The organism is Corallococcus sp. AB032C (assembly GCF_003668935.1).
Taxonomy (GTDB): domain Bacteria; phylum Myxococcota; class Myxococcia; order Myxococcales; family Myxococcaceae; genus Corallococcus; species Corallococcus exiguus.
This window is the reverse complement of the sequence record NZ_RAWP01000127.1, coordinates 1-25,485: the sequence shown is the minus strand read 5'-3', so window position 1 is coordinate 25,485 and position 25,485 is coordinate 1. Positions and strand designations below refer to the sequence as shown.

At 68.7% G+C, this 25,485-nt stretch carries 18 protein-coding genes; 13 read left to right on the top strand and 5 right to left on the bottom strand.

Features of this window, described 5'->3' with window-relative positions; all coding sequences use genetic code 11:
- The coding region (locus tag D7X99_RS36175) for a DEAD/DEAH box helicase (RefSeq protein WP_147476368.1) at positions 1–1,792 on the top strand (1,792 nt) is incomplete at its 5' end.
- 53 nt (positions 1,793–1,845) lie between these two features.
- On the opposite strand, the gene D7X99_RS36170 is transcribed toward D7X99_RS36175, so the two are convergent.
- Both D7X99_RS36170 and D7X99_RS36165 read right to left on the bottom strand, forming a co-directional pair.
- The gene (locus D7X99_RS36170; RefSeq protein ID WP_121781736.1) at positions 1,846–4,710 is read right to left on the bottom strand and encodes a type 2 lanthipeptide synthetase LanM family protein; all 2,865 of its coding nucleotides are present in this window, start codon (positions 4,708–4,710) and stop codon (positions 1,846–1,848) included.
- A gap of 119 nt (positions 4,711–4,829) precedes the next feature.
- Positions 4,830–5,027, bottom strand: a complete 198-nt coding sequence (locus tag D7X99_RS36165) for a DUF6229 family protein (RefSeq protein ID WP_121781735.1) — start codon at positions 5,025–5,027, stop codon at positions 4,830–4,832.
- Positions 5,028–5,570: 543 nt separating this feature from the next.
- Between D7X99_RS36165 and D7X99_RS36160 the strand changes: the two genes are divergently transcribed.
- The 6 genes from D7X99_RS36160 (at position 5,571) to D7X99_RS36135 (ending at position 17,987) form a co-directional block, all read left to right on the top strand.
- Positions 5,571–6,311, top strand: coding sequence for an IS4 family transposase (locus D7X99_RS36160; RefSeq protein WP_121781734.1), 741 nt, complete (start codon positions 5,571–5,573; stop codon positions 6,309–6,311).
- A 33-nt stretch (positions 6,312–6,344) separates the two neighbouring features.
- Positions 6,345–7,730, top strand: coding sequence for a hypothetical protein (locus tag D7X99_RS36155; protein ID WP_147476367.1), 1,386 nt, complete (start codon positions 6,345–6,347; stop codon positions 7,728–7,730).
- Positions 7,731–7,792: 62 nt separating this feature from the next.
- Positions 7,793–9,916 (top strand): CHAT domain-containing protein, encoded by a 2,124-nt coding sequence (locus D7X99_RS36150; RefSeq protein WP_158627124.1) that lies wholly within the window; start codon positions 7,793–7,795, stop codon positions 9,914–9,916.
- Positions 9,913–15,111 (top strand): ATP-binding protein, encoded by a 5,199-nt coding sequence (locus D7X99_RS36145; protein ID WP_121781731.1) that lies wholly within the window; start codon positions 9,913–9,915, stop codon positions 15,109–15,111. The genes D7X99_RS36150 and D7X99_RS36145 overlap by 4 nt, the downstream gene beginning before the upstream one ends.
- 26 nt (positions 15,112–15,137) lie before the next feature.
- A complete protein-coding gene (locus tag D7X99_RS36140) occupies positions 15,138–16,598 on the top strand; it encodes a hypothetical protein (RefSeq protein ID WP_121781730.1) in 1,461 nt (486 codons plus the stop codon).
- A gap of 15 nt (positions 16,599–16,613) precedes the next feature.
- The gene (locus D7X99_RS36135) at positions 16,614–17,987 is read left to right on the top strand and encodes a metallophosphoesterase (RefSeq protein WP_121781729.1); all 1,374 of its coding nucleotides are present in this window, start codon (positions 16,614–16,616) and stop codon (positions 17,985–17,987) included.
- A gap of 9 nt (positions 17,988–17,996) precedes the next feature.
- Here the strand turns inward: D7X99_RS36135 and D7X99_RS36130 are convergent, their stop codons facing one another.
- The gene (locus D7X99_RS36130) at positions 17,997–19,196 is read right to left on the bottom strand and encodes a sugar MFS transporter (RefSeq protein WP_233613981.1); all 1,200 of its coding nucleotides are present in this window, start codon (positions 19,194–19,196) and stop codon (positions 17,997–17,999) included.
- 268 nt (positions 19,197–19,464) lie between these two features.
- Between D7X99_RS36130 and D7X99_RS36125 the strand changes: the two genes are divergently transcribed.
- Genes D7X99_RS36125 through D7X99_RS36110 form a run of 4 tightly spaced genes read left to right on the top strand, consistent with a single transcriptional unit; the run spans position 19,465 to position 21,925 of the window.
- On the top strand, positions 19,465–19,830 hold the full coding sequence (locus D7X99_RS36125; RefSeq protein ID WP_121781727.1) for a MerR family transcriptional regulator: 366 nt from the start codon (positions 19,465–19,467) through the stop codon (positions 19,828–19,830).
- Complete coding sequence (locus D7X99_RS36120; RefSeq protein ID WP_121781726.1) at positions 19,817–20,740, top strand: alpha/beta fold hydrolase; 924 nt, start codon at positions 19,817–19,819, stop codon at positions 20,738–20,740. Before D7X99_RS36125 ends, D7X99_RS36120 begins: the two co-directional genes overlap by 14 nt.
- 23 nt (positions 20,741–20,763) lie before the next feature.
- Positions 20,764–21,435, top strand: a complete 672-nt coding sequence (locus D7X99_RS36115; RefSeq protein WP_233605236.1) for a hypothetical protein — start codon at positions 20,764–20,766, stop codon at positions 21,433–21,435.
- A gap of 4 nt (positions 21,436–21,439) precedes the next feature.
- Entirely contained in the window at positions 21,440–21,925 is a 486-nt protein-coding gene (locus D7X99_RS36110; RefSeq protein WP_233597449.1) for an SMI1/KNR4 family protein, read from the top strand.
- Between the two features lie 17 nt (positions 21,926–21,942).
- Here the strand turns inward: D7X99_RS36110 and D7X99_RS36105 are convergent, their stop codons facing one another.
- On the bottom strand, positions 21,943–22,854 hold the full coding sequence (locus tag D7X99_RS36105) for a glutaminase (protein WP_121781725.1): 912 nt from the start codon (positions 22,852–22,854) through the stop codon (positions 21,943–21,945).
- Between the two features lie 70 nt (positions 22,855–22,924).
- Here D7X99_RS36105 and D7X99_RS36100 point away from each other — a divergent pair, with 70 nt between their 5' ends.
- Both D7X99_RS36100 and D7X99_RS36095 read left to right on the top strand, forming a co-directional pair.
- On the top strand, positions 22,925–24,319 hold the full coding sequence (locus tag D7X99_RS36100) for a S9 family peptidase (protein ID WP_121755532.1): 1,395 nt from the start codon (positions 22,925–22,927) through the stop codon (positions 24,317–24,319).
- 120 nt (positions 24,320–24,439) lie between these two features.
- Complete coding sequence (locus tag D7X99_RS36095; protein WP_199756412.1) at positions 24,440–24,619, top strand: hypothetical protein; 180 nt, start codon at positions 24,440–24,442, stop codon at positions 24,617–24,619.
- Positions 24,620–24,623: 4 nt separating this feature from the next.
- Here D7X99_RS36095 and D7X99_RS36090 read toward each other — a convergent pair whose 3' ends face one another.
- On the bottom strand, positions 24,624–25,385 hold the full coding sequence (locus D7X99_RS36090; RefSeq protein WP_120580793.1) for a ParA family protein: 762 nt from the start codon (positions 25,383–25,385) through the stop codon (positions 24,624–24,626).
- Between the last annotated feature and the right edge of the window lie 100 nt (positions 25,386–25,485).

The following is a 25,485-nucleotide window of genomic DNA, read 5'->3' as shown; positions in this document are numbered from 1 at the left end:
CCCCGAAACCCCCACCTTCGAAGCCCTCGGGCTCAAGCCCGAGCTCGTCGAGGCGTTGACGACTCTCGGCTACGAAGAGCCCACCCCCATCCAGGCCGCCGCGCTCCCGCCGCTGCTGGCCCAGAAGGACCTGCTGGGCATCGCCGCCACGGGCACCGGCAAGACGGCCGCGTTCTCGCTGCCGCTCCTCCAGCACCTGAAGCCCGGCGCCGCCGGACCGCACAGCACCTCCGCGCTGGTGCTCGTGCCCACGCGCGAGCTGGCCATGCAGGTGTCCGAGGCCATCCACCGCTACGGCCAGAAGCTGGGCGTCAGCGTGCTCCCGCTCTACGGCGGACAGGAGATTGGCCGGCAGCTGCGCGTGCTCAAGCGCGGCGTGGACGTCATCGTCGCCACGCCGGGCCGCGCGCTGGACCACTTGCGCCGCAAGACGATGAAGCTGGACCTGGTGCAGACCGTGGTCCTGGACGAAGCGGACGAGATGCTCGACATGGGCTTCGCGGACGACCTGGAGGCCATCCTCTCCGAGACGCCCGAGAAGCGGCAGACGGCGCTGTTCTCCGCCACCCTGCCCCCGCGCATCGCCAGCATCGCGGAGCGCCACCTGCACCAGCCGGTGCGCGTGCGCATCGAGAAGGAGAAGCTGGAGGCCGGGGAGATGCCGCGCGTCCGGCAGACGGCCTACATCGTCCCGCGCGCGTTCAAGATCGCCACGCTGGGTCGCGTGTTGGACCTGGAGTCCCCCACCGCCGCCATCGTGTTCTGCCGCACGCGCACGGAGGTGGATGAGCTCACCACGTCCCTCAACGGCCGGGGCTGGCGCGCGCACGCGCTGCACGGCGGCATGAGCCAGGAGCAGCGCGACCGCGTCATCAAGCAGTTCAAGTCGCAGGCGGCGGACCTGCTCATCGCCACGGACGTCGCGGCGCGCGGCCTGGACATCCCCCGGCTGACGCACGTGGTGAACTTCGACGTGCCCAACGCGCCGGAGGCCTACGTGCACCGCATCGGCCGCACGGGCCGCGCCGGCCGCGAGGGCGTGGCCATCACCCTGCTGGAGCCCCGCGAGCACCGGCTCTTGCGCAACATCGAGCGGCTCACCGGCCAGCGCATCGAGGTCACCGCGGTCCCCACCGTGTCGGACCTGCGCGCGCGCCGGCTGGAGATGATCCGCTCGTCGCTGCGCGAGGCGCTCGTGGGCGGGGAGCTGGACGCGTTCCGCGGCATCGCGGAGGACCTGTCCGGCGAGTTCAGCGTCATGGACGTGGCCGCCGCCGCCATCAAGCTCCTCCAGGAGAAGGAGGACGAGGGCAAGGACTCCGCCGAGCAGGACATCCCCCAGGTGTCGGCGCCGGCGGAGCGGAAGTTCCCGCGCACGGAGCGCTCCGGTCCTCCGGGCAAGTTCGCGGACCGAGACGCCGAGCGCCCGTCGCGAGGCCCCCGCACCGCCGACCGGGGCGAGCGCGGAGAGCGAGCCGAGCGCGGCGAACGGGCTGAGCGCGGCGAACGGGCCGAGCGGGCCCCCGCGCGTCCCGCGCGCGCGCCGGAGTGGAACGTCACGCGCCTGTTCATCGGCGCGGGCCGCACCGCGGGCATGCGGCCGGCGGACCTGGTGGGCGCCATCGCGGGCGAGGCGGGGCTCGACTCCTCGCGCATCGGCGCGATCCACATCGCGGACATGTACTCCATCGTGGAGGTGCCGGAGCCGGAAGCCGCGCGCATCATCTCCGCGCTGAAGGGCTCCACGCTGCGCGGCCGCAAGGTCACCGTGCGCCGCGACACCCGCGACTGACGTCCCCTTCGCGTCACCGGCCACCCGTCATGGGCGGGCCGGTGACGCACGCGTCAGACCGCGTCCGGGTCCAGGTCCCGCGCGCGCCCCAGCAGCAGCGGCGACGCGAGCCGGCTCTCCGGGTGCATGCGCAAGAGCGTGTGGATGACGCCGCCCAGCCCCGCCATCAGCCCGGGCGAAAAGGCGTCACGGGCGAGCCCCGCCACGGGGCCACGTGCCTCCAGGCCGGAGATGAGCTCCGCGTCCAGCGTCTCCCGCTCCTGCCCGAGCGGCTCCGAGGACAGCCGCCGCGCCGTCTCCATCAGCTCCCACAATCCCAGGTCGCCGTGACACAGGGTGTGGGTCCAGCCAAAGCCCTCGCGCACGGCCGCGGCCCGGGCCCGCTGGAACAGGTCCTCGTAGCGCGGCAGCCCCGTGCGCGCGAAGAGGTCCGCCGCCGCCAGGCCGATGCCCGTGCTCCCGTGGCACCAGGTCGTCAGCTGATCCATGGCGTCCGGGCGGCGCAGGTCCATCCAGTTGCCCACGTCCGGCCGGTAGAGCCCGTCCACGAAGTCGAAGGCGCGCTCGGACAGGCTCCGCCACCGGCGCCGGTCCGCCGCCGTCCCCGCCGCGCTCAGGCCCAGCCGAGCCAGCGCCCAGCCAATGCCCGCCGTGCCGTGCGCGAAGCCGCCGATGGGCTCCGGGAACATCGACGTGGACCACCGCGCGTCCCCCGCCACGCTCCGCGCCGTGTCCTCCAGCCGCTGCCCCGCGTGCGCCGCGATGTCCAGCCACTGTGATTCGCCCGTCTGGTCCACCAGGTTGAGCAGCGGGACGATGACGCCCGCCACGCCGCCCAGCACCTCCAGCAGTCCGTCCGCATCCAGCACCTGGGGCGTCAGCACCGCCGCGCGCTCGCGGGCCCGGTCCAACGCGCCGGGGACGGTGCCCAGGTCGTGCAGCGTGGACCAGATCCACACCTGCGACGCGAGCCCGGAGAAGCCACCCGGCGACTTCACCGGCACGCGGTCCTCCGTGGCGCGCAGCACCGCGAGCGTGCCTTCCAGCAGCGCGGGCAGTCCCTCCACCGCGTCGGCGCGGCCGTGGTGGACCTCGCGCAGGTACTGGGCCAGCACCACCGCGACGCCGCCCTGCCCGCTGTAGTGCTCGGCGGAGAGGGGCCGCACCGCCCAGCCGTACTCGGCGAGCACCGGGCTGATCCACGTCACCGTGCCGTCCGGACCCCGCACGGCCGCGTCGCGCACGCGGCGGACCAGCGTGGACAGCTGGGCCCGGCGCCGCGCATCCAGGCGCTCCTTGCGCGCTGAAGTGACAGGCGCGGGGACGCGTGGCGGCAGGGCCTTCTCGTTGAGATAGGCGCTGATCAACGTGCTCTGGATGGTCATCTCCTCCAGCGACTCATCCACGGAGCGCCACGCCTCCACCGTGGCGTCGATCACGCTCCGGGTCACGGGCAGCGTGAACACGGGGATGTCGCCCACGCACAAGTCCGAGAGCTCCTCCTCGATGACGGGCGTCGAGGACGGCGCACCGGGAGAGACCTCCGCGTTGCGGCGCATCACGTCGTGTGCCTTCTCGCGGGCCTTCGGCGCGTCGTGCAGTGACGCCGGATGCCAGAGCATGCGCAGCAGCTCTGAATAGGTCTGCGTGGGCCGCAGGATGCGCCGGACCACCGCGCCCATGAACGGCTCCAGCATCGGGCGCAGCTCTCCGTCCGCGTCCAGCGACTTCATCCGCGACGTGAGCTCGCGGAAGCCGCCGACGACCTGATCCCAATGCCGCGCGAGCACGGGCTCCGGGCTGGGATGATTCCTCGACGGCGGACGCTCCACCCACGTCATGCCCAGGTGGGCCGCGTCCGAGCCGCCGCCCACGATGGTGGGCACGTGGATGCGCGGCTGCTGGCCCGGGAGGGAACCCGCCGCGGAGATGTCCAAGCCGCCCAGGCCCGGGCCCCCGCTGCGCACGGGGAGCAGGCCCGTCCGCAGCACGGTGCCCCGGATGGCCTTCGCCGCCAGGTCCACCGCCAGCCCGCGCTCCGCCGGGGGCACGGGCGGATCCGGGGTGAAGAGGCTCTCCACGTCCACCACCACCGGCACGGGCCCGTGCGCGATGAGGTTCTCCGAGTGCAGGTCCGTGCCGCCCAGCAGGCGCATCACCGCGAGCCAGTGGCCCAGGTTCCGGTAGAAGCGCGCGAGCTCGGTTTCGCCCTCGCAGAAGCGGTGCTCCACGAACTCCGCCCAGCCGTAGCCCGCGCGCACCAGCACGGACGGCACCCGGATGCGCGTGGCGGCGTCATCCGGCGCGAGCAGCCTCGACAGCAGTCCCTCCAGCGCGCGGTCCACGCGCATGCACCGGGGCTTGTACAGCACCTGCCCCTCTTCCATTTCGAGCAACGCGACCGTCTGTCCGCCCCGGTGGGCATCGCCCTCGCCCAGCCGCAGCCGCTTCAGCGCACCGCGAGGCTGGCCTGGCAAGGCGGACAGTGCGTCCCGGTCCGCGACGAACCGCTCCGCGAGCCGCAACACCGCCTGGGCCTGGAGCCGGCCCACGGTGGCCAGCCGGTCGAGGAGCGGCGGATAGCGTTCGCGCAGGTGCGCGTGGAAGCCGGAGGTGCACGCCCGGTCGAGGAACTGGTTCCACCGGCCCTCGGAGTCCGTGGCATCCAGCCACCCTTCCAACCCCGCCGCGTGAAGCTCCAGGAGCAACACTCGGTTGAGCTTGAGCTGGGCGCTGAAGCCCACGGCCTGCCGCGCCGCTGTCTCCACGACCTCGCGCTCCCGGGCGGAGAGGTCCGCCATCCGAGCCAGCCGCTCCGACAGCGTCTCCAACTGCGGCGCCAGCAAGATGTTCACGGGGCGAGCGAGCCACCCGGCGGGCGGGACTTCGGTGACCGTCAACGCTTGCTCATGCACCATGGGTGGGGCTCCCTTGGGGGTGAGGACCGGATGAGGGGATTTCTCGGAAGGCCCTCCGGCACCGGGATGTGGCGCCGGAGGGATGCTTCAGACGGACGGACGGGAGCCTCCCGCTGGCATCAACAACAGTGGACGTCGATGGACGCGGTGCAGCCGCTGCAACCCGTGTCCGCCACCAGGCTGGACTCGGTGAGCGCCTGTTCGGTGCGCTCACCTCCCACGAAGAGCGGTCCCGCCGGGTTGGTCATGCCTTGGGACTCCTCATTGCCGGCCAGCCAGCCCTCCACCACATCCTGGAAACTGGGCTTCTTCGTCATGAGTGTTCTCCCTCACGGCCGGACGGTCATGGCGAGGGGTGCCAGGCGCGCCGGACGCGGAGCGGACGTGAACACAGACACGCCCCACAATGCCAGACGCATCAGGTCAAAGTCAGACACTCCACAATGACTTGCGTTCGCACGCCACAAGTCCAGCAGGGCTCGAACGGGCCATACGGGATTCCCGCCACACCGTTGCCCTGTGGGGCCAGGAGGTGTCGGGCAGACGACTCAGTCGCTGGAGAGGGTGAACGTCACGACGGGGTGTTCCCGCTGTAGTCGATGATCTTCGAGCATCGGATATACGGTCCACCCGCTACGCCCACCGGAGTGGCCGCTGTTAGAACTGGTACCCAGTGGCTGCATTCCAGTTGCCGTAGACGCTGAAGACGAATGCCTGCCCCTACGTCCGGTCCGTGTATGCGACCTTGCGGATGCCAGTCGTGCCGAGGTCTAGGGCCAATGCCGATCAGTTAGGTAGCCCTTGCGAGGGACTACCAGCTTGGTTGAGGGTATGGCGATCTCGTTCTGGGAGATCGCCGCATGGGTCTGGCACAGGCCGTCCAGGGCGCCGTCTTGGTGGCTCCCGAGCAGTTCGACCGGTTTCGGCAGCACATCGACCCGGTGTGGGTGGAGGAGGCCGTGGTGGCCACGGGCCTCGCCTCCTTGCGCCGTCGGCGCCTGCCGGCCGACCAGGTCGTCTGGTTGGTGGTGGGCATGGCGCTGATGCGCAACGAGTCCATTGCGCGCGTCGCCTCGTTTCTGAATGTAGCGCTGCCGGCCGGCGCGGGCCCCAAGCCCGTCGCGCCCAGCGTGTTGACTCAGGCCCGCCAGCGGCTGGGCGACGAGCCGATGGAGTACCTCTTCCATACGACGGCCTCGCACTGGGCCCACCGCAGTGCGAAGGCCCACCCCTGGCGCAAGCTGGCCGTGTACGCCCTGGACGGGACGACGGTGCGGGTGCCGGACTCGCCCGACAACTGGGAGCAGTTCGGTGGCAACCCTGGCAACGGGATTCGCGCAGGCAGCGCCTATCCCATCGTGCGGGCGGTGGCACTGATGGCGGCGCGCTCCCACCTAGTGGCCGCGGTGCGCTTTGGGCCCTACGGTCTGGTCGACTCCGCCGCTGGCGCCCGGGCGGATTCCCGAGCACCTGCTCGACCTGCGCAGGCACCTGGGACTGCTGCTGCTCCCGGAAGGAAGGATCGAGAGGCGCTACCCACGCGTCGTAAAGATATAGATGAGCAACTACGACAAGAAGTGGGTCAAGCGCCCCTGCGCTAACTGACCGGCATTGGGGCTAGGATGGCGGGCACAATGAGTGATGTGGGGGATCTGAACCGTCGGAAGCGCGAACGACTACGCCGCGAGCTGCGGGCGCTGCGCACTGAGTTCGCGGCGTGGCTGGAGCAGCGACGCGCGAAGGACGTGTGCGGACAGCACACCAGCCAGTACGTGGCGCTGGAAGACTGTGTCACCGGGGCGGCCCGGGGGCTGGAGAAGCACCTGGACGCCTTGCGGCTGGATCAGCCCCGGGGCGAGTTCGCCGAGGAGTGCCGGCGGCATGATCACCGCATCCTGTGGTTGCGCCGGCTCTGGAAATACTTCCGCGATCGGCTCGACCAGCGCGACGACCCACGCCTCGCACCTGTCCTGCGGGCGGCGGACGAGGTGGTCTGGAGCGCCTGGCGTCCCGTGTTCGAGCGGGCTCCGGCCCTGGGGTTGAGCGTAACGGGCGGTCCCACGCCCCTGCCCTTCATCGACCTGGAGTACTCCGCCGCTGCCACGCCCAGGGCCCTGGTGGGCCGCGAGCTCCGCCGGGATGGCGGGCCGCTGCTATCCGACTATCTGGAGCAGCTGCCCATGGCGCTGCTCCACCTGCCCATCTCCTGCGTCGCCTCGCCGTGGTGGCTCGTCTTCATTGGCCACGAGGTGGGCCACCAGCTCCAATTTCAGCTGGGGCTCGTCACGGGCTTCCGCGCCCTGCTGGAGCAGGCGGTCAATGTAGCCTCGGAAACCCTTGCCATCGAGGACGCTGGCGTCGCCGCCCAACGCTGGGGCGGGTGGTCGGAAGAGGTTTTCGCGGACGTGTACTCGGTGCTCTCCTTTGGCACCGCCGCCGTGCGGGCCATGGTGGAGTTCGAACAGCACTCCGACGCACGGATGCGGGTGGGGCGCGAGCGCTATCCTCCCGCAGCCGTCCGTCTGCACCTGCTCGTTCGGGTCGCTGAGGTGCTGGGCCTGTCCGGCGCACGCGCCACCCTGGACGGCTGGGAACCCCACCGGCTGGTCGCGGAGGGCGACCCCGCTGCGGAGGACTACCGGCTCGTCGATGCGGTAGTCGAGGCGTCGCTCGCGGACCTGCCTGGTCACGATGTGTCCTTGAAAGAGCTGCTGGGCTTCGACGCGGGAAAGTCCGCGTTGGAGTGGCCCACGGTGCCCTCGCCGTTCGATCTCGCCGGTCCCCGGCGGATGACTAGCGCCGCGCTCGCCGCGTGGGAGCGCGTCGACGCGGAAGAGGACGCGGAGGCACTCGAAGCCCTGTCGGCGGCAGTGCCGCAGCTGCTGGGCGAGAAGCGGCTGCCGGGCCGGCGCAGCGCTCCTCGGACATCGGACTCCGCGCGCGTGGACGGTGACCGGCTCTCCGAGATCCTCCTGGATCTAGACGTGGAACACCTCGAAGCCGCCACGGGGGCCGCGTGAGGACGATCATCTCGGTGGTCCGGGAAGACGTCCCGTCGCCCATGGCCTGTTGGCGCGTGGAGGTGGACGGCACGCTGCTCCACTCCCTGCGGCGCCTGGACACGGGCTTCCCCTTCCCCACTGCGGAGGCGGCATTGGAGGCCCTTCCGGAGGTGCAGGCGCTCTGGCAGGGCACCACCCCCGAGAAGGGGTTGCGAGGTGCCTTCGCCAGCATCCAGGCGGGAACACCGACCCAGGGGCAGCTGAGCGGTTTCGGCCGCTACCTGCTGGAGACGCTCCTGGGCGGGACCTTCTGGAAGCAGCTCCAGGGGCGCTGCCCCCCAGGAGACTTCCTGGAGCTGGTGCTCGAATGGGATGTCGGCGAGTGGGAGCTGGGCCGGCTGCACTGGGAGCTGATGCGCGACGCGACGGGCTTCCTCGCGGAGCAGCACGCACCGGAGGTGGCGATGGTCCGGCGGGTTCCCTCCACGGGTTCCACGCCGCCGCGAACGCCCATAGACCTACGGGTGCTGTTCGTGGTGGGCACAGACTTGGCGGACACGAAAATCCGTGCTGGCGCTGAGTACCTGGGCCTGCTCCGACACCTGCGCACCCGGCGACGGGGCTTGGACCACCGTGTCCTCATCGCGGCCAATGGGGAGGACCTGCACGAGGCCGTGAAGCACTACAAGCCCACGGTCCTCCACTTCATCTGCCACGGCGAATGGGGCTGTATCCATCTCAAGCCGGGTCGGACGGCCTCCCCTGCCGAAGAGCGCGAAGGGCTTAAGCGCTGGAGTGCACAGGATCTCCATGCGTATCTCCTGAGCACAGGAGTGCCTCTGCCTTCCGTGGTAGTGGTCAATGCCTGTGATTCTGCGAGTGGCCGGATGCCCACTCCGCAGGAAGCAGCCTCGGGAAGCGTGCCCCAAGCGTCCTTCGCAGTGGAGTTGGCCTGGCTGGGCATCTCGATGGTGGTGGGCATGGCAGGACAGGTGGCCGACCACGCCTCGCGCCTCTTCACTCGCCGCCTCTATGAGTCGCTGCTGGAGAGCCCCGCGAACGTGCCCGTAGACCTGGGACGCGCGACCGCCACAGGCCGCCGTGCAGGACTCCAGTTGCTAGACGGGCGTCACTCCACCAGCGACTGGGCCTATTCACAGCTCGTCGTCCGCGGAGACACCGATTCCCGCTTGGAACTGGTGGATGTGCAGCAGTCCTCCGTCCGACAACAGATTGCGAACAACCTCCGTCTGAAACACCCGTTCTGCGACCGGCTGGACGCATTCCGCGACTTCGGGCGCTGGTTGGACTCAGGGCGCTGTGCGGAGACACACTTTGCCATCGTCGGACCGCCCATGGAGCCGGCGCCGGTGAAGTACGGGGCCACACACCTGATGCGCGAACTGGCGGTACACGCGCTCTACGCGGGCTACGTGCCCGTCCTCGTTGGCCTCCCGGAGGTGAGCGGCAATCCAAGCACCGAGGACCTTGTCCGTGAGCTGTACAAGCGACTGCGGGATATCCGGAGCGATTGGGGACTGCCGACCGCGCAGGACTCGCAGTTGCGTGCGCTCCTACGACAGAAGGAGCTGCCCAAGGCAGCGCTCCACCCGGACGTGGCCGAGGCATTCGACCTGGGAGGCCTGACGGACCCGATGGTTCTGCGGCTCGCGCTGGCAATGGACCTGGCGGCCCTGGCGAAGGAGGCAAATTGCAAGGGGGCGCTGCTGATGCTGGATGGCATCCACCATTGGGCGCCTGCGCTGAAAACGGTGGTAGGCATGCTGGAGCGTCGGCTGTGCGCCGACGCCATGACGACTCCCGTGGTGCTGAGCTGCCGTCGCTATCCGGGCAGAGTCCAGGATGACATGGACATCAAGTCGCTTCTGGAACGTACTTTGGTGGAACGCCACGACATCGGCCGATTCCCGGAGGACCTGGAGCCTCTCATCTACAACCAATACATTCTTTTGCGACATCCCCCGCAGGTGCCGAACCCTGTGGACATCAAGGCGAGCAGGCTCTTCGAAAGACTTGTCAGGGATGCTGTGAAGGGCCTGCCTTCACAGCTCCACGACAATGAGCGCCTGGATTGCGTGATCAAGGCTCTCAGCGATTTGGAGATGCTGATACAGGCGGATGACGAGGCAACCATGAGCGCGTTGTTCCAGGGCCCGCTCCCGAGCCGGAGCGGGGCGTCATGAGCACCGACCTGAGCAATGAGCTAGCGCGCATAGACCAACTCGTCGAACAGAACATCCTGGAGACCCGCAGGGAGCGCGACGAAACCCTACGCGACTTCGGAGCCGCCGTCCGGTGGCTGCTGCTCGTTCCAGTGTGGACGCAAGCACTGGCGCATGCCTGTGAATTCCCCCAAGGAACGGACCCGACGTCCCCTATCCTGGAGCGGCTACGTGAGGAGGGGCTATGCCAGTCCCGTGAGGTGTCCGGGCTGGACCTGGATGTGCGTCCCTTTTGCGAGTACTGGATGCCTCCCGACCTCCGCCAGCGTGAGTTGCGGCGCATGCAGGAGGAGACTCTCGCGGATGGACAGTCCCTGCGCGACCTGAGCCACAAGCTCGGGTTGAAGCTCTCCGCACCCGAGGTGCGCGAACTGGTCCCCGCCCCCACCCGCCGCTGGGCGCAACTGGCGGTGCGAGGAACGGAACCGAAGGCCCTGGTCGATGAATTCCATGCGCGGATCGAGGGCTTGCTGGGAGCAGCTTCCACGCCCAACTCTCCAGAAGCCGAGGAGGCGTTGATCGCTGAGGCCATGAGCTGGGTGCGCACGGCCCAGTACCTGGAGCCCATCTTCGGACCCATGCTCGGCGCGGTAGCCACAGCCGCGTCCCGGCGTATCGACTTCCTCCAGATCCGCCGGGAGGACGAGCGCCGACTGAAGCACTACATCCCACGCGAGGAGCAGCTTCTCGCATTCCTGGAGCTATGGCTCGCCCCCGTGGACACCTCCGCCTGGGCACTGCACTTCGTGGGCAAGGCAGGAGTGGGCAAGACGATGCTGGTGCGCCACCTGTGCACCCGGATCATCTCCAAGGAGGGAGGCACCTGGGCCCGGGTGGACTTCGATCACCTCAACCCCGCGTACCCGACCCAGGCACCGTGGCTGCTCATCGAACAACTCGCGGAGCAGCTCTTCCTGCAAGGAGGCCCCGGCCGATTCAGCCGGAGCCTGAACTGGTTCGACCGGACGCGCCTGATGGTGCGGGAAATCGCAGGTGCTTCAGCGCGGTCGTGGCAGGACATCCAGCGGACACCGACCTGGCAGGAGATGCTCCGTGCCTTCGCGGGCATCCTGCATGAGTTGGATGGGCCGATCTTCCTGCTCTTCGACACGTGCGAGGAGCTGGCGAAGCTCTCTTCGTGGGATGAGCCCGCGAACGTCGCCGCCACCTTCCAGTTGCTTGAGGCACTTCATCAGCTGGTGCCTCAGCTCCGCGTCCTGTTCTTCGGCCGTCGGGCGCTCGCCTCCAGCGGACGGGACTGGCGGCTGGCGAATCCCGAACCCTGGCTTCCCACGCGCAGCTTCCTCCGGCTGCATGAGATGCAGTCCTTCTCCCAGCAGGAAGTAGAGCTGTACTTCAATCAGCCGCGTGTGAATCAACGCCCCCTAACGCCCGAGCTGCGGATGGCCCTTCTGGCCAAGACGCGCGAGGACTCTTGGACGTCCGCTTTCCGGGTCGCAGTGTCCTTCAGCGCCACGGGTGTGGAGCGATTCAACCCCTTCGACGTCGTCCTCTACACGGACTGGGTACGCGAGGACGCCCGCGTGACGCCGGAGGACCTGGCGGTGTCCGGCCGCGATCGCTACGTCGAACTGCGCATCGTGGAGCGGCTCGACAATGCTGACTTGGTGAAGCTGCTGCCCATGGTCGCAGTCCTGGGTCGCTTCGATGAGGCGCTGTTGCGCGACACCTGGACTGGTGCGCCCGAAGCCTTCGAGGCCGCGTTCCGGGAGCTGATCCGCCAGGATTGGGTCCAACTGGACGCGTCACATTTCCAGGTGGACGAAAGGCTGCGACGAAGGCTCGAAGCCCACTTCCGCGCCACAAAGCCAGCATTTCTCAGGGAGGCCTCCCGGCGCGCGGCGGAGCGGATTGAGCAACTCACGCTTGAACAGCCCGTCGAAGGGACGGCGGGCTTTCACTATGTCCTGGGTGCCAGGCTGCTTCGGGATGCGCCGGAGCGGGCCATGTCATGGTGGCGAGGGATCGAGCAGCGAGCGGTCGGTTCTGGAGGGTTCCTGGCGCTCGGCGCGGTCTGCGTCGCGCTGCTGGCGGACGAGGCCCCCCTAGCGAGCGACAGCCCCGCGAGCGTCCGGCCCTTCCGGGCCCAAGTGTTGGCAACGCTCGCCGCAAGCAGAGTCCATCAGGGCCGAGCGTTCCCGGACGATTGGATGGAAGTCGAACGCTCCACGGACGACATCCTCCTGCGCATCCGGGCTCTGCTTGGACAATTCATCGCGGCGAATGCCAGCGGATCGGCAATCCCCCCCGCCCGCGTTAGGCGCCTCTGGGATCAAGCTGAGCACTGGCACCTAGAAACCTGGGACGAACCGCTCCAGGCCGCATGGGTTGGCGCGCTGGAGGCCATCGTCGAGCAGGTCGAGCGAGACAAGCCTCTCTCACAACTGTCCGTCCCGCTCCTGTCGCGGACCGCGAACTGGGCCGCCACCGCGAACATTTCGCCGGCACTCGCGGGCTTCGCCCTCGCGACGGTCGCGCGTGCATTCGTCCTCGTGCGCAAGAAGCCGAAGGAGGTGGCGAAGTGTTTCCTCAAGGCGATTGCGCAGGTCCGCGTCGGACCAACGAAACAGCAATGGTTGGATTGGAAGGCGCCCGAGGACATGGGCGCCCGTATCCGGCTTGAAATGGTCCGTTCACTTTACCCGGACGTGTTCTCTGCGGATCAGCTCTTGAAGAGTTGGGCGGAGGTGGACGGAGAAGGCATCGTCAGACAGTGGGGACACCTCGACCCGAGCGGTGCGGACCAGGATCGCCTCTGTAGTGCCTTCCTGCACCTGACGAGCGCGGTGCAACCTCCTCGCGAACCACTCGGCCAACTCGAGGCCATGGGCTGGGCTGCCCGGCGCTCCCAGTTCGGAACGCCAGCCTGCAACGCGCATTGGGAGCTTCCGATTTCCTCAATTGCATACGCCCGCTGCTTGGGGGAAATGGGGCTGCTGAACACGGCGCTGGACGCACTACGCAAAGCCGTTTCGCTCGAACAAAAGACCGCTCACACTGTCAATGGAGCCATCCAGGCCGGAGTGGTTCGTCTTGAGATATTGCGCCGCATGCGGGATCCACGCGAAGGGATGTCGCTCGATGAGGTGCTTGTCAATGTTCCACCAGCAGCGCCTGAGCATTACTTCCATCAATACGCGCCGCCGATGGCCCGAATGGGTCTGGAGCAGCCCAATCTGACGGGCATGCTTGGGGTATGGGCCGAGCATGAACATCGGCTTAAGCCTTGGCTCCACCATGCCTGCTGGCGCGCCCTTCCCGTGTTGGATGCCGCGAGCGCACGGCTCGCAGTGACCTGGGCCTTCGAACATCCCGCCCCCGTGGAAGATCCAGCAGAGGACTTCTGGGCGCTGTCCCTGTTGCTGGATACTGTCGAAGCCGCACAGCTCGAAAGCCAGTTCGGCATGGCCCCAGTCTTTACGGCCAGGTGGACGTTCGATGCCTGGCGATGGACGAAAGGCCTCTCCACGCCTCAAGCACTTCGCCTGCTTCTTCGAGCGCAATCTCTGGGTCTCCAGGTTTCGCCTCAGCGGATTGCTAAGCTCATACGCAAGCTGGGGCCCCGTGCCGCGGCCCAACTCGCCATGGATGAAGGCGAGCTGCTGGCCTTGAGACTGCCGGGCCCTGGGGCCCAACTGCTTGCCACGGCGGTCGAGTGGTTCTGGCGGAGCGAGGACCATGAGGGCTTCCTCCTGTCCTCCCTGACGAGGATCGTGGCCCTCCTGCGACTTCCCCACCCGAATCTGGAGCGGCTCCAAGGAGAGTTGCACTCGAGCCTGGAATTGCTGCCGTTGACCTCAGGGCTGGGCAGCACCGCACCATTCCTCTCGGGTGGCCTCGTACCTGCATCTCTCCCCGATCAGCTTCTGGCCCTGGCTGACGCCAACGCGGATTGGCGGCAGATCCTCCTGCGTGCCGCTGCCACGCAGGCGGCCATCCAGGACCTGTCCGACGGCAGCTCCCTCTTCGAGCGCATGATCTTGAACACCCCCCTCATCAAGCGGCCGCTGCCCACGGAGATTCAGGCGCTCTCGGAAGTGCTCTCAAAGGCCCAGGCAAGGTCCATTCCTCCTCCCGCAAGCATAAGCCCGCTCGCGCCCATGCCTCAGCATCAACCAGCACCGCCCCTACGTCGTTCTTCCTTGCTCGTCACAGCCCGCCCTTCAGCCCCGAGGCCCGAGGATGCACCTGTCGGAGGAGCGGGCCCCGTCCACGTGGAGCTGAATGCGATAGAGGGCAGGCTCGAACCCACCGTGCTTTATCAGCACCGAGCCTACGAAACGATGGCGTGGAGGCTGCGCCCGTCCCTCAGCACACTGCCATCCTTCGAGCAATGGACGGGAGGCGAAGCCGCCTTCGCGGTGGCGCCCCAGGTGTCCGGCCTGTGTTGGGAGGCCATAATCGCGACCGCGCTCCGTTCCCAACCTTTGGAACAGCTCTCCGTTGACCTTCGCCGCGTCAGCATTCTTAGCGTGCCTGTATCTACCCTGTGGGTGCGCCCGCTTCAGCACGTCGGCGTCGAGTTGGGGCATGCCCTGTCCCAGCGGCGCCTCATGCAGCGCTGGCTGGACACCGCGCCCCAGCGAACACCTCGTGTCCTGGGCAGGGGCGAGGACCTGGAGCCCGATGCCACCGCAGCCTCCGTGGACCTGCTGTACCTTCGGGCCTCCGCCCTTCCTACGGCAAGCGGCCCCCGGATGGAACTCACCACATCGGAACACTCTGAGCACCGCTCCCTGGAGCGCCAGAAGCTCATATCTGCGGAACACCTGATCGCCTGGATGCCGAAGCTCCGGGTCTGCGTACTGACGGGTCCGCAGCTGTTGGACACCCAACGCGTGGAGAGTGATCGCCTGAGGGCTGCCACGGCGCGGGGCTTCGCGGCTGAGCTCGCGGCCTCCGGACAGCTCACCGCCGTCCTGGTGATTCCCTCGCTACCCGAGGAGCTGGAGTTCGAAATGAATGCGCTCGTCGCCCAGGCGTTCACCCATCCGGACTGGGACCAGGCCCTGGTCAGCGTGGTGCGAGAGGTGCGCACCCACGTCTATCGTGCACTCGGTCAGACCGACGACGCATGGGAAGTCGCGATGGACTGTTGTCTCTATATGCCTCCCCAGGCGCAACTGCACTCCTGACGCCGACTGACACCGTGGAGCGACCCATGCCACCTCCGGAGGATCCGCTGGTCTTCAACGGCATCGATGGCGTCACCGGGCAGTACTTGGTGCCGCCCATCGCATTGCCCGCGGCCGCGGAGGTGGCGGAGCCTCGGGGTGAGGCCGCGTATTTCGAAGCGTGGAGGAAGTGGCTTGAGTTCCTCCCCATGCGTCTCAGCTTCGGCCTGCCGCCCGACGCGCCTCCGGAGGACTACACGAAGGCCGGCTGGGGCGTGGTGTTCCCGGCGTCCGCCTCCGAGGAGCTTCGCAAGAGCCTGGAGCCGCTCATCGCCCATCGGCGCGAGCGCATGGAAGAAGCGGACCGGTGCCACGTCCTCACGTACCAGCCCGGTGAGACGGCGCATCAGTTCCTGGAGCGGCACGGAGCGCCCATCGGAGACGTGGAGCCGACCCTCGTTCCCTACTACCTCCTGCTCGTGGGAGGGCCCGACGCCATCCCATTCGACGTGCAGCACTCACTCTCCCTGTCGTACGCCGTGGGCCGTCTCTCCTTCGACACGCCCGCGGAGTACGCGCGCTACGCGGACAGCGTGGTGTCGTATGAGACGGGCGCTTCCGTACCCAATCACCGGCAGGTGAGCTGGTGGGGACCCAAGCACCCTGGGGACCGGTCCACGGAGCTCAGCGCGGACAACCTCATTGCGCCGCTTGCCCGCGGTGCGCCGCTGGATCAGCCTCCCCAGCTGACAAAGACGGTCGCGGCGAAGACCCGCTTCGCCAGCCGTGACGCCATCGAGGACGACGCGACTCGCGAATGGTTGCTGGCCGCGCTCCATGGCCGGGCGGAGCGCCCAGCGGTGCTCTTCACCGCGTCCCATGGGGTGGGCTTCAAGGCGAATGATCCGCTCCAGCTCGCGAAGCAGGGCGCCCTGCTGAGTCAGGACTGGATGGGCTTTGGGGCGATGGCTCCCGCCCACTACGTCGCGGCGTCCGACATCCAGGACGACGCGCGGCTCCATGGCCTGGTGGCGTTCTTCTTCGCCTGCTTCGGCATGGGCACGCCCGCGCACGACGAGTTCCCGCTCCATGCCTCACGCAGCGGCGACGCGCTCGCGAGTGCTCCCTTCATCGCGGCCCTGCCCCGTCGGCTGCTGGCCCATCCCAACGGCGGCGCGCTGGCGGTGATTGGCCACGTGGAGCGGGCCTGGGGCTTTTCCATCAAGCCCCTGCAGATGACCCAGACGACCATCCACCCGTTCCGCAACACGCTCTGGAAGATCATGGCGGGCATGACGGTGGGTCACGCGCTGCGCGACTTCCGCGACCGGTTCTCCGCCGCCAACAACATCCTGTTGACGCACCTGGATGCCAACACGTCCAACGGCAAGCTCCAGCCTCGCGAGCTGCTGCACCGGTGGATCGAACGCAACGACGCTCGCAACTACGTGGTGCTCGGCGATCCCGCCGTGAGCATCCGGCACAACGACCTGCAGGCGCTTCCCTGAAAGGAGCATCGACGCATGCGAACGCTCATTCTCAGCGACCTCCACCTCGGCAACGGTGGCCCCTACGACATCTTCGCGGGTGCCGCCGAGCTACCCGCCCTCTTCGACTCCTTCACCCGCACGCCCACCCACGTCGTCCTCAACGGGGACAGCTTCGACTTCCTGCTCAACGATGATCCGTTGGCGGTGGACCCGAAGCGGACGCTGGAGCAGGCCCGCGCGCTGGTGACGTCCGCTGTGACCGCGCCCGCGTTGAAGGCGCTCGGGCGGGTGCTGGCCGCGGGGGGCCGGGCGACGATGGTGGTGGGCAACCACGACCTGGAGCTGGCGCTTCCGGACGTCCAGGAGGTGATCCGCTCCGCGATGGGCCAGCCCAAGGACATCGCGTCGCGGCTGGAGTTCCGGGACGGCACCGCGCCCCTTCAGCTGGAGGTCGGCGGTTCGCGCGTGCTGGTGACGCACGGCGAGCACACCGACGTGGCGAACCGCATCGACTACGACTCGCTCCTGTCGCCGGAGCGGGCGAACCGCTTCCGCTATCCGCCGGGCTCCGTGCTGGTGAAGACGCTGCTCAACCCGCTCAAGCACCAGCACCGCATGCGGTACATGGACCTGCTCAAGCCGGACTTCGAGGGCGCGGTGATGGTGGCGCTCGGCGTGAAGCCCGACGCGCTCAGGGTCCTGTTCAACGCGGGGACGCTCACGCTCATCCGGCGTCTGCTGGAAAACCGGGGCCTCGCGCCGGCCTTCGCGCTCGAGCCGATGGACGCGGTGGGCGGGTCGGACGCGGACGTGCACCTGGCGCGCAGCCTGGCGCGAGTGGACCTGAGGGACGACGAGGTGGACGCCCTGCTGTCGGTGCTCGACCCGGAGAAGCTCAACGCCTTCGACAATCCGGAGGCGCTGGGCCGTGCCCGGCTGAAGCTGGCCAAGGCGGGGTTCGCGTTCTACGCACGCCTGCACCGCGCGGTCGCTGGCAGGACCGGCACGGACTACTTCGCCCTGGAGCCCGGCAAGGACGAGCTCGCGGAGACCGCGCGGCTGGGCAAGAAGTACAACCCGCAGGCGGTGGTGATGGGCCACACGCACGCGGCCCGCTGGCACGAGGGCAACGGCCCCCTCTACGCCAACACCGGCACGTGGATCTCCCTCCTGCGGCTCCCCGCGCCGGAAGCCTCCGACGAGGAATGGGGCGAATACCTCGCGGAGCTCCAGGTCAATCCGTCGCTGGACCCGGCGAAGCAGAAGCACGCGAAGCTGGAGCAGCGCTTCACGTTCGTGGAGGTGGAGCCGCACGCCTCGGCGCGAGGCGCGACGCTGCGGCTGTCGCAGTGGACGGATCAGGGACCGAAGACACTGCGCAGCGCGGAGCTTCCGGACGGGAGCTGAGGTCCGCGCTCAGCGGGAGAGTTGGGGACGGTCCGCCACGGCGGACAGCACGCCGTGCAGCAGGGCCAGCACCACGGCCACCCCGAGCATGTACGGAGCGATGACCTGAAGGCCCCATCGCTCCGCCATGACACCCGCGAGGCTGGGCAGCGCGGCCACGCCCGCCGTCGCCGCGCTGACCTGGAAGCCCACCGCGTGCGCGGAGACATCCAGGCCCACGCGGCGCGGCGTCACCGACATCAGGGCCGGGAAGATGGGCGCCAGCGCCAAACCCAGCAACGCGAGCCCCAGTGCGGGCGGCACAGCGGGAATCGCGAACAGGGCCGTGCCCACCACCGCCAGCACCGTGCTCGCGCGCAGCATCCGCACCGGTCCGATGTGTTCGACGACGAAGCCTGACAGCACGCGCCCCACCAGCAGGCAGCCCCAGTAGATGCTCACGCAGGTGCCCGCCGCGGCGGTGTGCAGGCCCCGGCCTTCAGTGAGCACGGTGAAGCTCCACTGACCCGCCGTCACCTCCACGCCCGTGTAGAAGAAGAACGTGAAGATCTGCAGCCACACGCGGGGCCGGCGCACGGCCTCCATGGCGGACGCGGTGGGCACCTCCGCGCGAGGCTCCTCACCGGGCGCCGCCACCTGTGCGTCCCACAACCGGCGCATCAACAGGAACGTCAGCGCCAGCGTCCCCAGCACCACGGCGAGGACCGCATAGCCGGTCCTCCAACCCGCGCCCCGAGCGAGCAGCGCGGTCATCAACACTGGCCCCATCGCTGCGCCCACGCTGTAGGCCGCGTGCAGCCAGCTCATGTGCTTGGGACCGAAGTTCTGGGCCGCGTAGTTGTTGAGCGCGGAGTCGATGGCGCCCGAACCGAAGCCGATGAAGCAGGCGGCGGCCAGGAACAACACGAACAGGGGCACGGTCGCGTAGCCCGTGAGCCCCAGCGCCACCGAACCGGTGCTCAGCGCCAGCAGCAGCCCCAGGTTCATCGCGCGCATCAGCCGGCCCGCGAGCAACCCGGAGATGAAGTACGCGACCGCGGCCGTCCCCAGGATGGCGCCCATCGTCGCCTGCGACAGGCCGAACGTGCTGCGCAGTGACGGCCACGCGACCCCCAGCACCGCGTCCGGCAACCCCAGGCTGACGAAGGCCAGGTAGGCAAGCGTGAGAAGCGCGGGACGCGGACGGGGCACGGGCGAAGACGGGCTCACGCGGCGCACCGTAGATCGCGGTCGGACATCCCGTGGGGACATCACGGTCACATTCCCCCGCCGGGGTCTTGACCTTGACACCAGTGTCAGGCCCGAAGCTCTCGGCCATGGAGTCTTCAGGAATGAGAAGGAAAGAACCCGACCGGGTCTGCCCGCCGGGAGTGGACCGCGGAAACCTGTCCGACAGTAGGACAGGTTTTGAACCAGGTCGGCCAGGAGGGGCCCCATGGATGTTGGGGGTCCTGGCATCCGGGTACAGGAGCGCAGGATGAACATCGGAGAACTCGCCCGGCGCACGGGCAGCAGTGCGCGGTCCATCCGCCACTACGACAAGGCGGGGCTCGTCGCTTCCCACCGCCGCGACAACGGCTACCGCGACTTCGACGAGGTCGCCGTCCCCCAGGTCATGCAGGTGGCGCGGATGATCCGCCTGGGCTTCTCCCTGGAGGAGATCGTCACCTTCCCGCCGTGCATGCTCCGGCAGGTCACGGACGCCATCTGCCCGGACGCGCTCGCCGCCCACCGGGAGCGCCTGGCGGAGGTGGAGCGGCAGCTCTTCGACCTCGCCCGCCTGCGCGAGCGGCTCATGGCCCTGCTTCCCCCCAACGAAGGAGTCCCCCATGAACCGTCGTGACGTGATGAAGACAGCCCTCGTGGGCACGGGGCTGTTGCCAGGCCTCGGGCTCGCGGCCACGCCCGCGAAGGCACCCCGCAGGCCCCGGACGTTCCTCCTGGTCCACGGCGCGTGGCACAACGCCCTGCACTGGACGCGTGTCGCGGAGGCGCTCACCTCGAAGGGACACCAGGTCGTGGCCATCGACCTGCCCGGCCACGGACTCAACGCGCGCTTCCCCGCGTCCTATCTCACGGGCGACGCGGCGCGCTTCAAGGAGGAGCGCTCGCCCCTGGCCGACGTCACGCTGGACGACTGCGCGGACGCGGTGGTCGCCGCGATGGAGAAGCTCCAGGGCGGCGCAAAGCCCGTGCTCGTGGGCCACAGCGCGGGTGGCACTGTCATCACCCGCGCGGCGGAGAAGGCCCCGCACCTCATTGGCCGGCTGGTGTACCTGAGCGCCTACGTCCCGCTGCGCCTCCAGAGCGCCAGTGGCTACGGCGCCCTGCCCGAGGCTCACACGCCGTACAGCGCGTCACTCTTCATTGGCGACGCCGCGAAGTTGGGCGCGGTGCGGATCAATCCGCGCGGTGATGCGGCGTACCGGGAGGCCCTGCGCGCGGGCTTCTACCATGACGTGGACGAAGCAGCCTTCCTGCCCTTCGCGCTCACGCTCACGCCCGACATCCCGGTGTCCCTGTGGATAGGCAAGGTCGGCGCAACCAAGGAGCGCTGGGGCCGCATCCCACGCAGCTACCTGCGCTGCGCCCAGGACCGCGCCCTGGTCCCCGCGCTCCAGGACCTGATGATCCGCGAGGCGGACGCCTTCACACCCGGCAACGCCTTCACCGTGGACACACTGGACACGTCACACTCGCCCTTCGCGTCCCAGCCCCAGAAGCTGGCCACGTTGTTGGACGGACTGCGCTGAAGCCACGGCCTCTGAGGGCAGGCGTGTCGGTGCCGACCGATACCGTGCTCAGCATGACAAACACGATCAATGCCTCACGGCGCCGCGTTGCTGCGCTGCTGACCGGAGCGCTGTCCTTGTCCGCATGCACTGAAGGCGCCATGGGTTCGGCGGTTGGTGTGCGCAGATGGGTGGGGCCGCAGGTCATGGTCCCAGGCGGTGGGCAGTTCAGGACGAACATCTTCTACGGCCCGTGGCAGTGCAGTCCGCAGCTTATGAACTACTGCCGCGACAAATGCACCGGGGAGGGATTTGCGCTCCAAGGCTGCGTCTGGATCGCGGACGTGAAGATGGACTTCGACGGCAACATGTTCAGAGCGGGGAGCAGGTTCGGTATCGCCAACTGTTGCTGTAACTACCCAGCACTGAGCGTCAGCCAGAACGCGACAGCACGGGGACGGTGGGAGTCCATCCGAGATGGATTCCGTGATCGATGGGCGGAGAAGTTCGGCCAGTGGCCGACTGACGCCAGTGGGAACAACTACCCGGCCCACCACATCCGCGACCTCAAGCACGGTGGCAACCCTACCGACTGGGACAACATCATCCCCTATCCGGCCGACCTCCATTCTGGCCTGAATCAGGTCTACAACCAGTGCTACGCAGGACAACCCCCGTGGACGAGCGTCGGGGTCAGCCATCCCTACGGAGAGTAGCCACATGCCGACGATGACCGAACTCCTCGACGCCGTGGCCGCCCAGCACTTCCCACATCCGCCCGCGACGGCAGCGGCAGTCGATGCGTTCGAACTTCGAATGGGCTGGCGCCTGGATCCGGACCTGCGCGCCTTCTACACGCGCTTCGATGGAGCCAGGCTGTTCCGCGGCTCCAACGCGCCCTACTCCATTCTGCCGCTCGCCGAGGTGCGGCGCGCACGGGTCGTCATGTCCCAAGCCGATACGGACGCAGCGGGTCCATCGGACTGGTATGCGGTGTGCCAACTCCAGGACAGCAACTTTGCGCTCCTGGACGTGGGGCAACAGACACATGGGCGCTATCCGCTCCGCGACGGCTACCGCGAGGGATTCCCGGACCCCTACTACTGCCCGGTCATCGCCCACTCGTTCGCGGAGTTCCTGGCGGGTGCGCTGACGTCCGGTGGGAAGTCCTATTGGCTGAAGGCCCTCGAAGAACAGGGCCAGTAACCCCGACGCCACGGTCTTTAGAAGATGGACAGGCCGGTCAGCGTCGTGAATCGGTCCAGCGCATCCACGCCCGCCACCGAGTTGCCCCGCGCATCCAACCCGGGGCTCCACACGCACAGGCCACAGCGGTTCGGGATGACGGCGATGATGCCCCCGCCCACGCCGCTCTTGCCCGGCAGCCCCACGCGGTAGGCGAACTCCCCCGCCGCGTCGTACGTGCCGCAGGTGAGCATCACCGCGTTGACCTGCTTGGCCTGGCTGCGCGTGAGCAGCCTTGACCCGTCCGCGCGCTGCCCATGCCGGGCGAGGAAACCACAGGCCCGGGCCAGGTCCGCGCAGCTCATCGCCAGCGAGCACTGCCAGAAGTAGTGCTCCAGCACCTCCGGGACGGCGCTCTCCATGTTGCCGTAGCTCGCCATGAAGTGGGCCAGCGCTCGGTTGCGGTGGCCGTGATCCGCCTCCGAGGCCGCGATGATTGGATCGAAGTCCACGGACGGGTTGCCGCTCTCCGCGCGGAGGAAGTCCCGCAGCGTGCCGCGCGCATCCCCGGTCAGCCGCTGCAACCGGTCCGTGATGACCAGCGCCCCCGCATTGATGAACGGGTTGCGCGGGATGCCCTGCTCGTACTCCAGCTGCACCAGCGAGTTGAACGGATTGCCCGACGGCTCCTTGCCCACGCGCTTCCACAGCGCGTCCCCGTCCCTCGACAGCGCGAGCGCCAGCGTGAACACCTTGGAGATGCTCTGGATGGAGAACGGCTCGCGCCAGTCCCCCACGCCGTACACGTCCCCCTCCACCGTCGCGAGCGCCATGCCGAAGCGGCCCGGGTCCACCGCCGCCAACGCCGGGATGTACGTCGCGACGCGGCCCTGACCCACTACCGGCCGCACCGCGTCCCAGACCTCCGACAACACCGCCTGGTAGTCCATGTGCCGCCATCCTCGTCCGGAAAGGACGGGGACGCTTTCAGAAATTCCGCGCCGCGGTGTCTGCTGGGGCATGCGCTTCCTCCCGACCACGCTCCTGGCCCTTTCCCTCCTGGGCACCCTCCCCACCGCGTGCTGCAGCAACCCCAGCCCGTCCACCAACGCCTGCCAGATCCCGGAAGAGACGCCTACGGATCCGGGCACGGTCCAGGTGACGCAGCTTGGCGCCGGGGAGCTCAACGCCGCGGGTCAGACGTGGCCCTACCAGTTGCTCAAGCTGGAGGTGCCCGGCCGCGCCGCCACCTATGCGCAGTGGTTCCCACCCCGGAAGCCCGGCGTGTCCCCCACGGTGGTGCTCACCAAGCCCTACGACGGCATCGCCTGGACCGGCGAGGCCGTGGACGCGAAGTGGGCCACGCGCGGCGCCGGCATCCACCCGGACGACAGCGAGCCACACTACGGGCCGGGCTCGTCCCCCATCGCGTTCACGCCCACCACGCCGGAGCTCATCGCGGGCGAGGCCTTCATCCACCTGTTCCATGACTTCGGCGTGCTCGCCGTCTTCGGCCGCTTCTACGCGGGCGGAGACCTCCAGAATGACCGCGACGACATGAACGCGGGCATGCGCTTCCTGGCCCAGGCCCCCAACGTGGACACCCGCCGCATCGGCATCTTCGGCGGCTCCTGGGGCGGCTACGAGGCGCTCTACGCCGCGGCGGACGCCCCCTCCACCGTGGTGCCCGCCGTGGGCGTCGCCCTGTCCCCGCTGTCCGACTTCGCGGCGGAGGTGGACTACGTGAGTCGATGGGTGCCGGCGCGCGTGAGCGACCCGGCCATGCGCTCGCGCTACCAGCAGTTCTTCGAGCCCTACTTCCGCCGCATCTACGCCACCACCGGCGGCGACCCCGTCACCCCCGGCACGGACTACACGCGCTGGAACTCCGCCCACCTGGCCAGCACCGTCCAGACGCCGTTCCTCATCCTCCACGACGATTGGGACACGCTCATCCCCGTGGAGCACACGCGCGCGCTCGTCGCCCAGGCCCCGCAGCGTTTCACTCCCATGTACTTCCAGAACCTCCCGGCCGTGGACTGGAACACCCTGCCGCCGGACCACGGACCGCTGCTCAGCGCGCACGGCGGCGTCGTCATCACGCTGAGCCTGGGGCACCTCTTCGTGACGCTGGGCGCGGCGGAGCAACCCCTCTACGTCCCCCACGCACAGGGCACCGTGCGCACGTGGCTGCAGGGCGTGCGCGCCGCCCAGGAGCAGGGCCGCGACGTGAGCGACGTGGTGCCCCGCCTGCTGGAGCTCACCGATCCGCGCGTGCTGATGTTCGAACCCTCTCTGGGAACGCTCCAGCCGGGCGCCACCTTTATCGCCCAGGAGATCAACGCCGTCTGGGGCACGACCTTCACCGACGCCAACGTGCGCTCGGCGCTGGCCCCGGGTCTACCCGCTCCCTGAGCCAGCGCATGCCTGCCCCACCGGTGGCACCCGCCCGAACAGGCATGTCGATCCGCACGTGGCCCATTCGTCGCCAATTTGGACGGGCAATGGGACTGCCCGGAAGGGACGGATGCGACGATGGAACTGACGGTGACGGAGTTCGTGACGCTGGGCAGCGGCCGGCGCCTCTTCGGAGCGGGAACGCAGCCTCGCATGCTGCAACTGGCCGCGTCCCGAATCACGCCCAATGGGGTGGCGCTGCTCACCTACCGGCGCGCCGGGCCCCTGCGGACGGGCACCATCGGACAACTGGATTGATGCGTCAGCGCAGGCCCGCGAGCTTCGCCAACTCGCGGGACATGGCGCGCAGCTCCTCCGCGCCCGCCGCGTTCGGGCTCACGTCGAACACCACCTCGTAGCCCAGGCCCGCCTGGTTGATGGACTCCGAGCGCGGGATGCGTGCCTTCAGCACCGGCACCGTCACGTCCTTCAGCGCCTCCTCCATCGCCTCGTTGGTCGCGGGCGTGCGCCGATCCCAAAGGTTCACCGCGGCCACCAACTGGCCGCCCTGCTCGCGCACGTCGCGCCACGCGGTTTCAATCTCGCCCAGGCCCTGCAGCGCGAACGCGCCCGTGGGCACCGGCGCCACCACCACGTCCGCGAAGCACAACACAGCCTCCGTGAATGCTCCGATGCTCGGCGGCGTGTCCACGATGATGACGTCCGGCGTCCACGACAGCGTCTTCAGCGCGCGCGGAATCGCCTGGAGCCGGTGACCCCAGCCGAACAACTCGCGCTCCAGCGCCGCCATGCGCGGCGCCCCCGGCGCGATGAACAACCCCTGCCGCTTCGGCGACGCCACCACGATCTCATCCAACTTGTGCTTCGGCCGAGGCCCGAACGCATCCGCCACGCACGGGCCTTCACGCGTCTCCAGGCCCAGCACCAGCGACGCATGCGCCTGCGGATCCAGGTCCAACAGCAGCACCCGGCGCCCCGCGTCCGCCAGCGCCGCCGCCACGTGCGAACACAAGGTCGTCTTCCCGACGCCACCCTTGATGGTGCAGAACGCAATCGTTGGCATGGCCCCGGGGTCTACCAGGAATCCCCCACGGCGCGGGGCCGCTCCGGATTGGACCGCCCGCCCCATCCGGAGCGCTCCAGAATGGAGCAGCCCGCCCTGC

Excerpts from the sequence above, each read along its gene's own strand:
- D7X99_RS36170 (WP_121781736.1), bottom strand. The coding sequence starts at position 4,710 with ATGGTGCATGAGCAAGCGTTGACGGTCACCGAAGTCCCGCCCGCCGGG.
- D7X99_RS36165 (WP_121781735.1), bottom strand. The coding sequence starts at position 5,027 with ATGACGAAGAAGCCCAGTTTCCAGGATGTGGTGGAGGGCTGGCTGGCC.
- D7X99_RS36160 (WP_121781734.1), top strand. The coding sequence starts at position 5,571 with ATGGGTCTGGCACAGGCCGTCCAGGGCGCCGTCTTGGTGGCTCCCGAG.
- D7X99_RS36155 (WP_147476367.1), top strand. The coding sequence starts at position 6,345 with ATGAGTGATGTGGGGGATCTGAACCGTCGGAAGCGCGAACGACTACGC.
- D7X99_RS36145 (WP_121781731.1), top strand. The coding sequence starts at position 9,913 with ATGAGCACCGACCTGAGCAATGAGCTAGCGCGCATAGACCAACTCGTC.
- D7X99_RS36140 (WP_121781730.1), top strand. The coding sequence starts at position 15,138 with ATGCCACCTCCGGAGGATCCGCTGGTCTTCAACGGCATCGATGGCGTC.
- D7X99_RS36135 (WP_121781729.1), top strand. The coding sequence starts at position 16,614 with ATGCGAACGCTCATTCTCAGCGACCTCCACCTCGGCAACGGTGGCCCC.
- D7X99_RS36125 (WP_121781727.1), top strand. The coding sequence starts at position 19,465 with ATGAACATCGGAGAACTCGCCCGGCGCACGGGCAGCAGTGCGCGGTCC.
- D7X99_RS36120 (WP_121781726.1), top strand. The coding sequence starts at position 19,817 with ATGAACCGTCGTGACGTGATGAAGACAGCCCTCGTGGGCACGGGGCTG.
- D7X99_RS36110 (WP_233597449.1), top strand. The coding sequence starts at position 21,440 with ATGCCGACGATGACCGAACTCCTCGACGCCGTGGCCGCCCAGCACTTC.
- D7X99_RS36105 (WP_121781725.1), bottom strand. The coding sequence starts at position 22,854 with ATGGACTACCAGGCGGTGTTGTCGGAGGTCTGGGACGCGGTGCGGCCG.
- D7X99_RS36100 (WP_121755532.1), top strand. The coding sequence starts at position 22,925 with ATGCGCTTCCTCCCGACCACGCTCCTGGCCCTTTCCCTCCTGGGCACC.
- D7X99_RS36095 (WP_199756412.1), top strand. The coding sequence starts at position 24,440 with ATGGAACTGACGGTGACGGAGTTCGTGACGCTGGGCAGCGGCCGGCGC.
- D7X99_RS36090 (WP_120580793.1), bottom strand. The coding sequence starts at position 25,385 with ATGCCAACGATTGCGTTCTGCACCATCAAGGGTGGCGTCGGGAAGACG.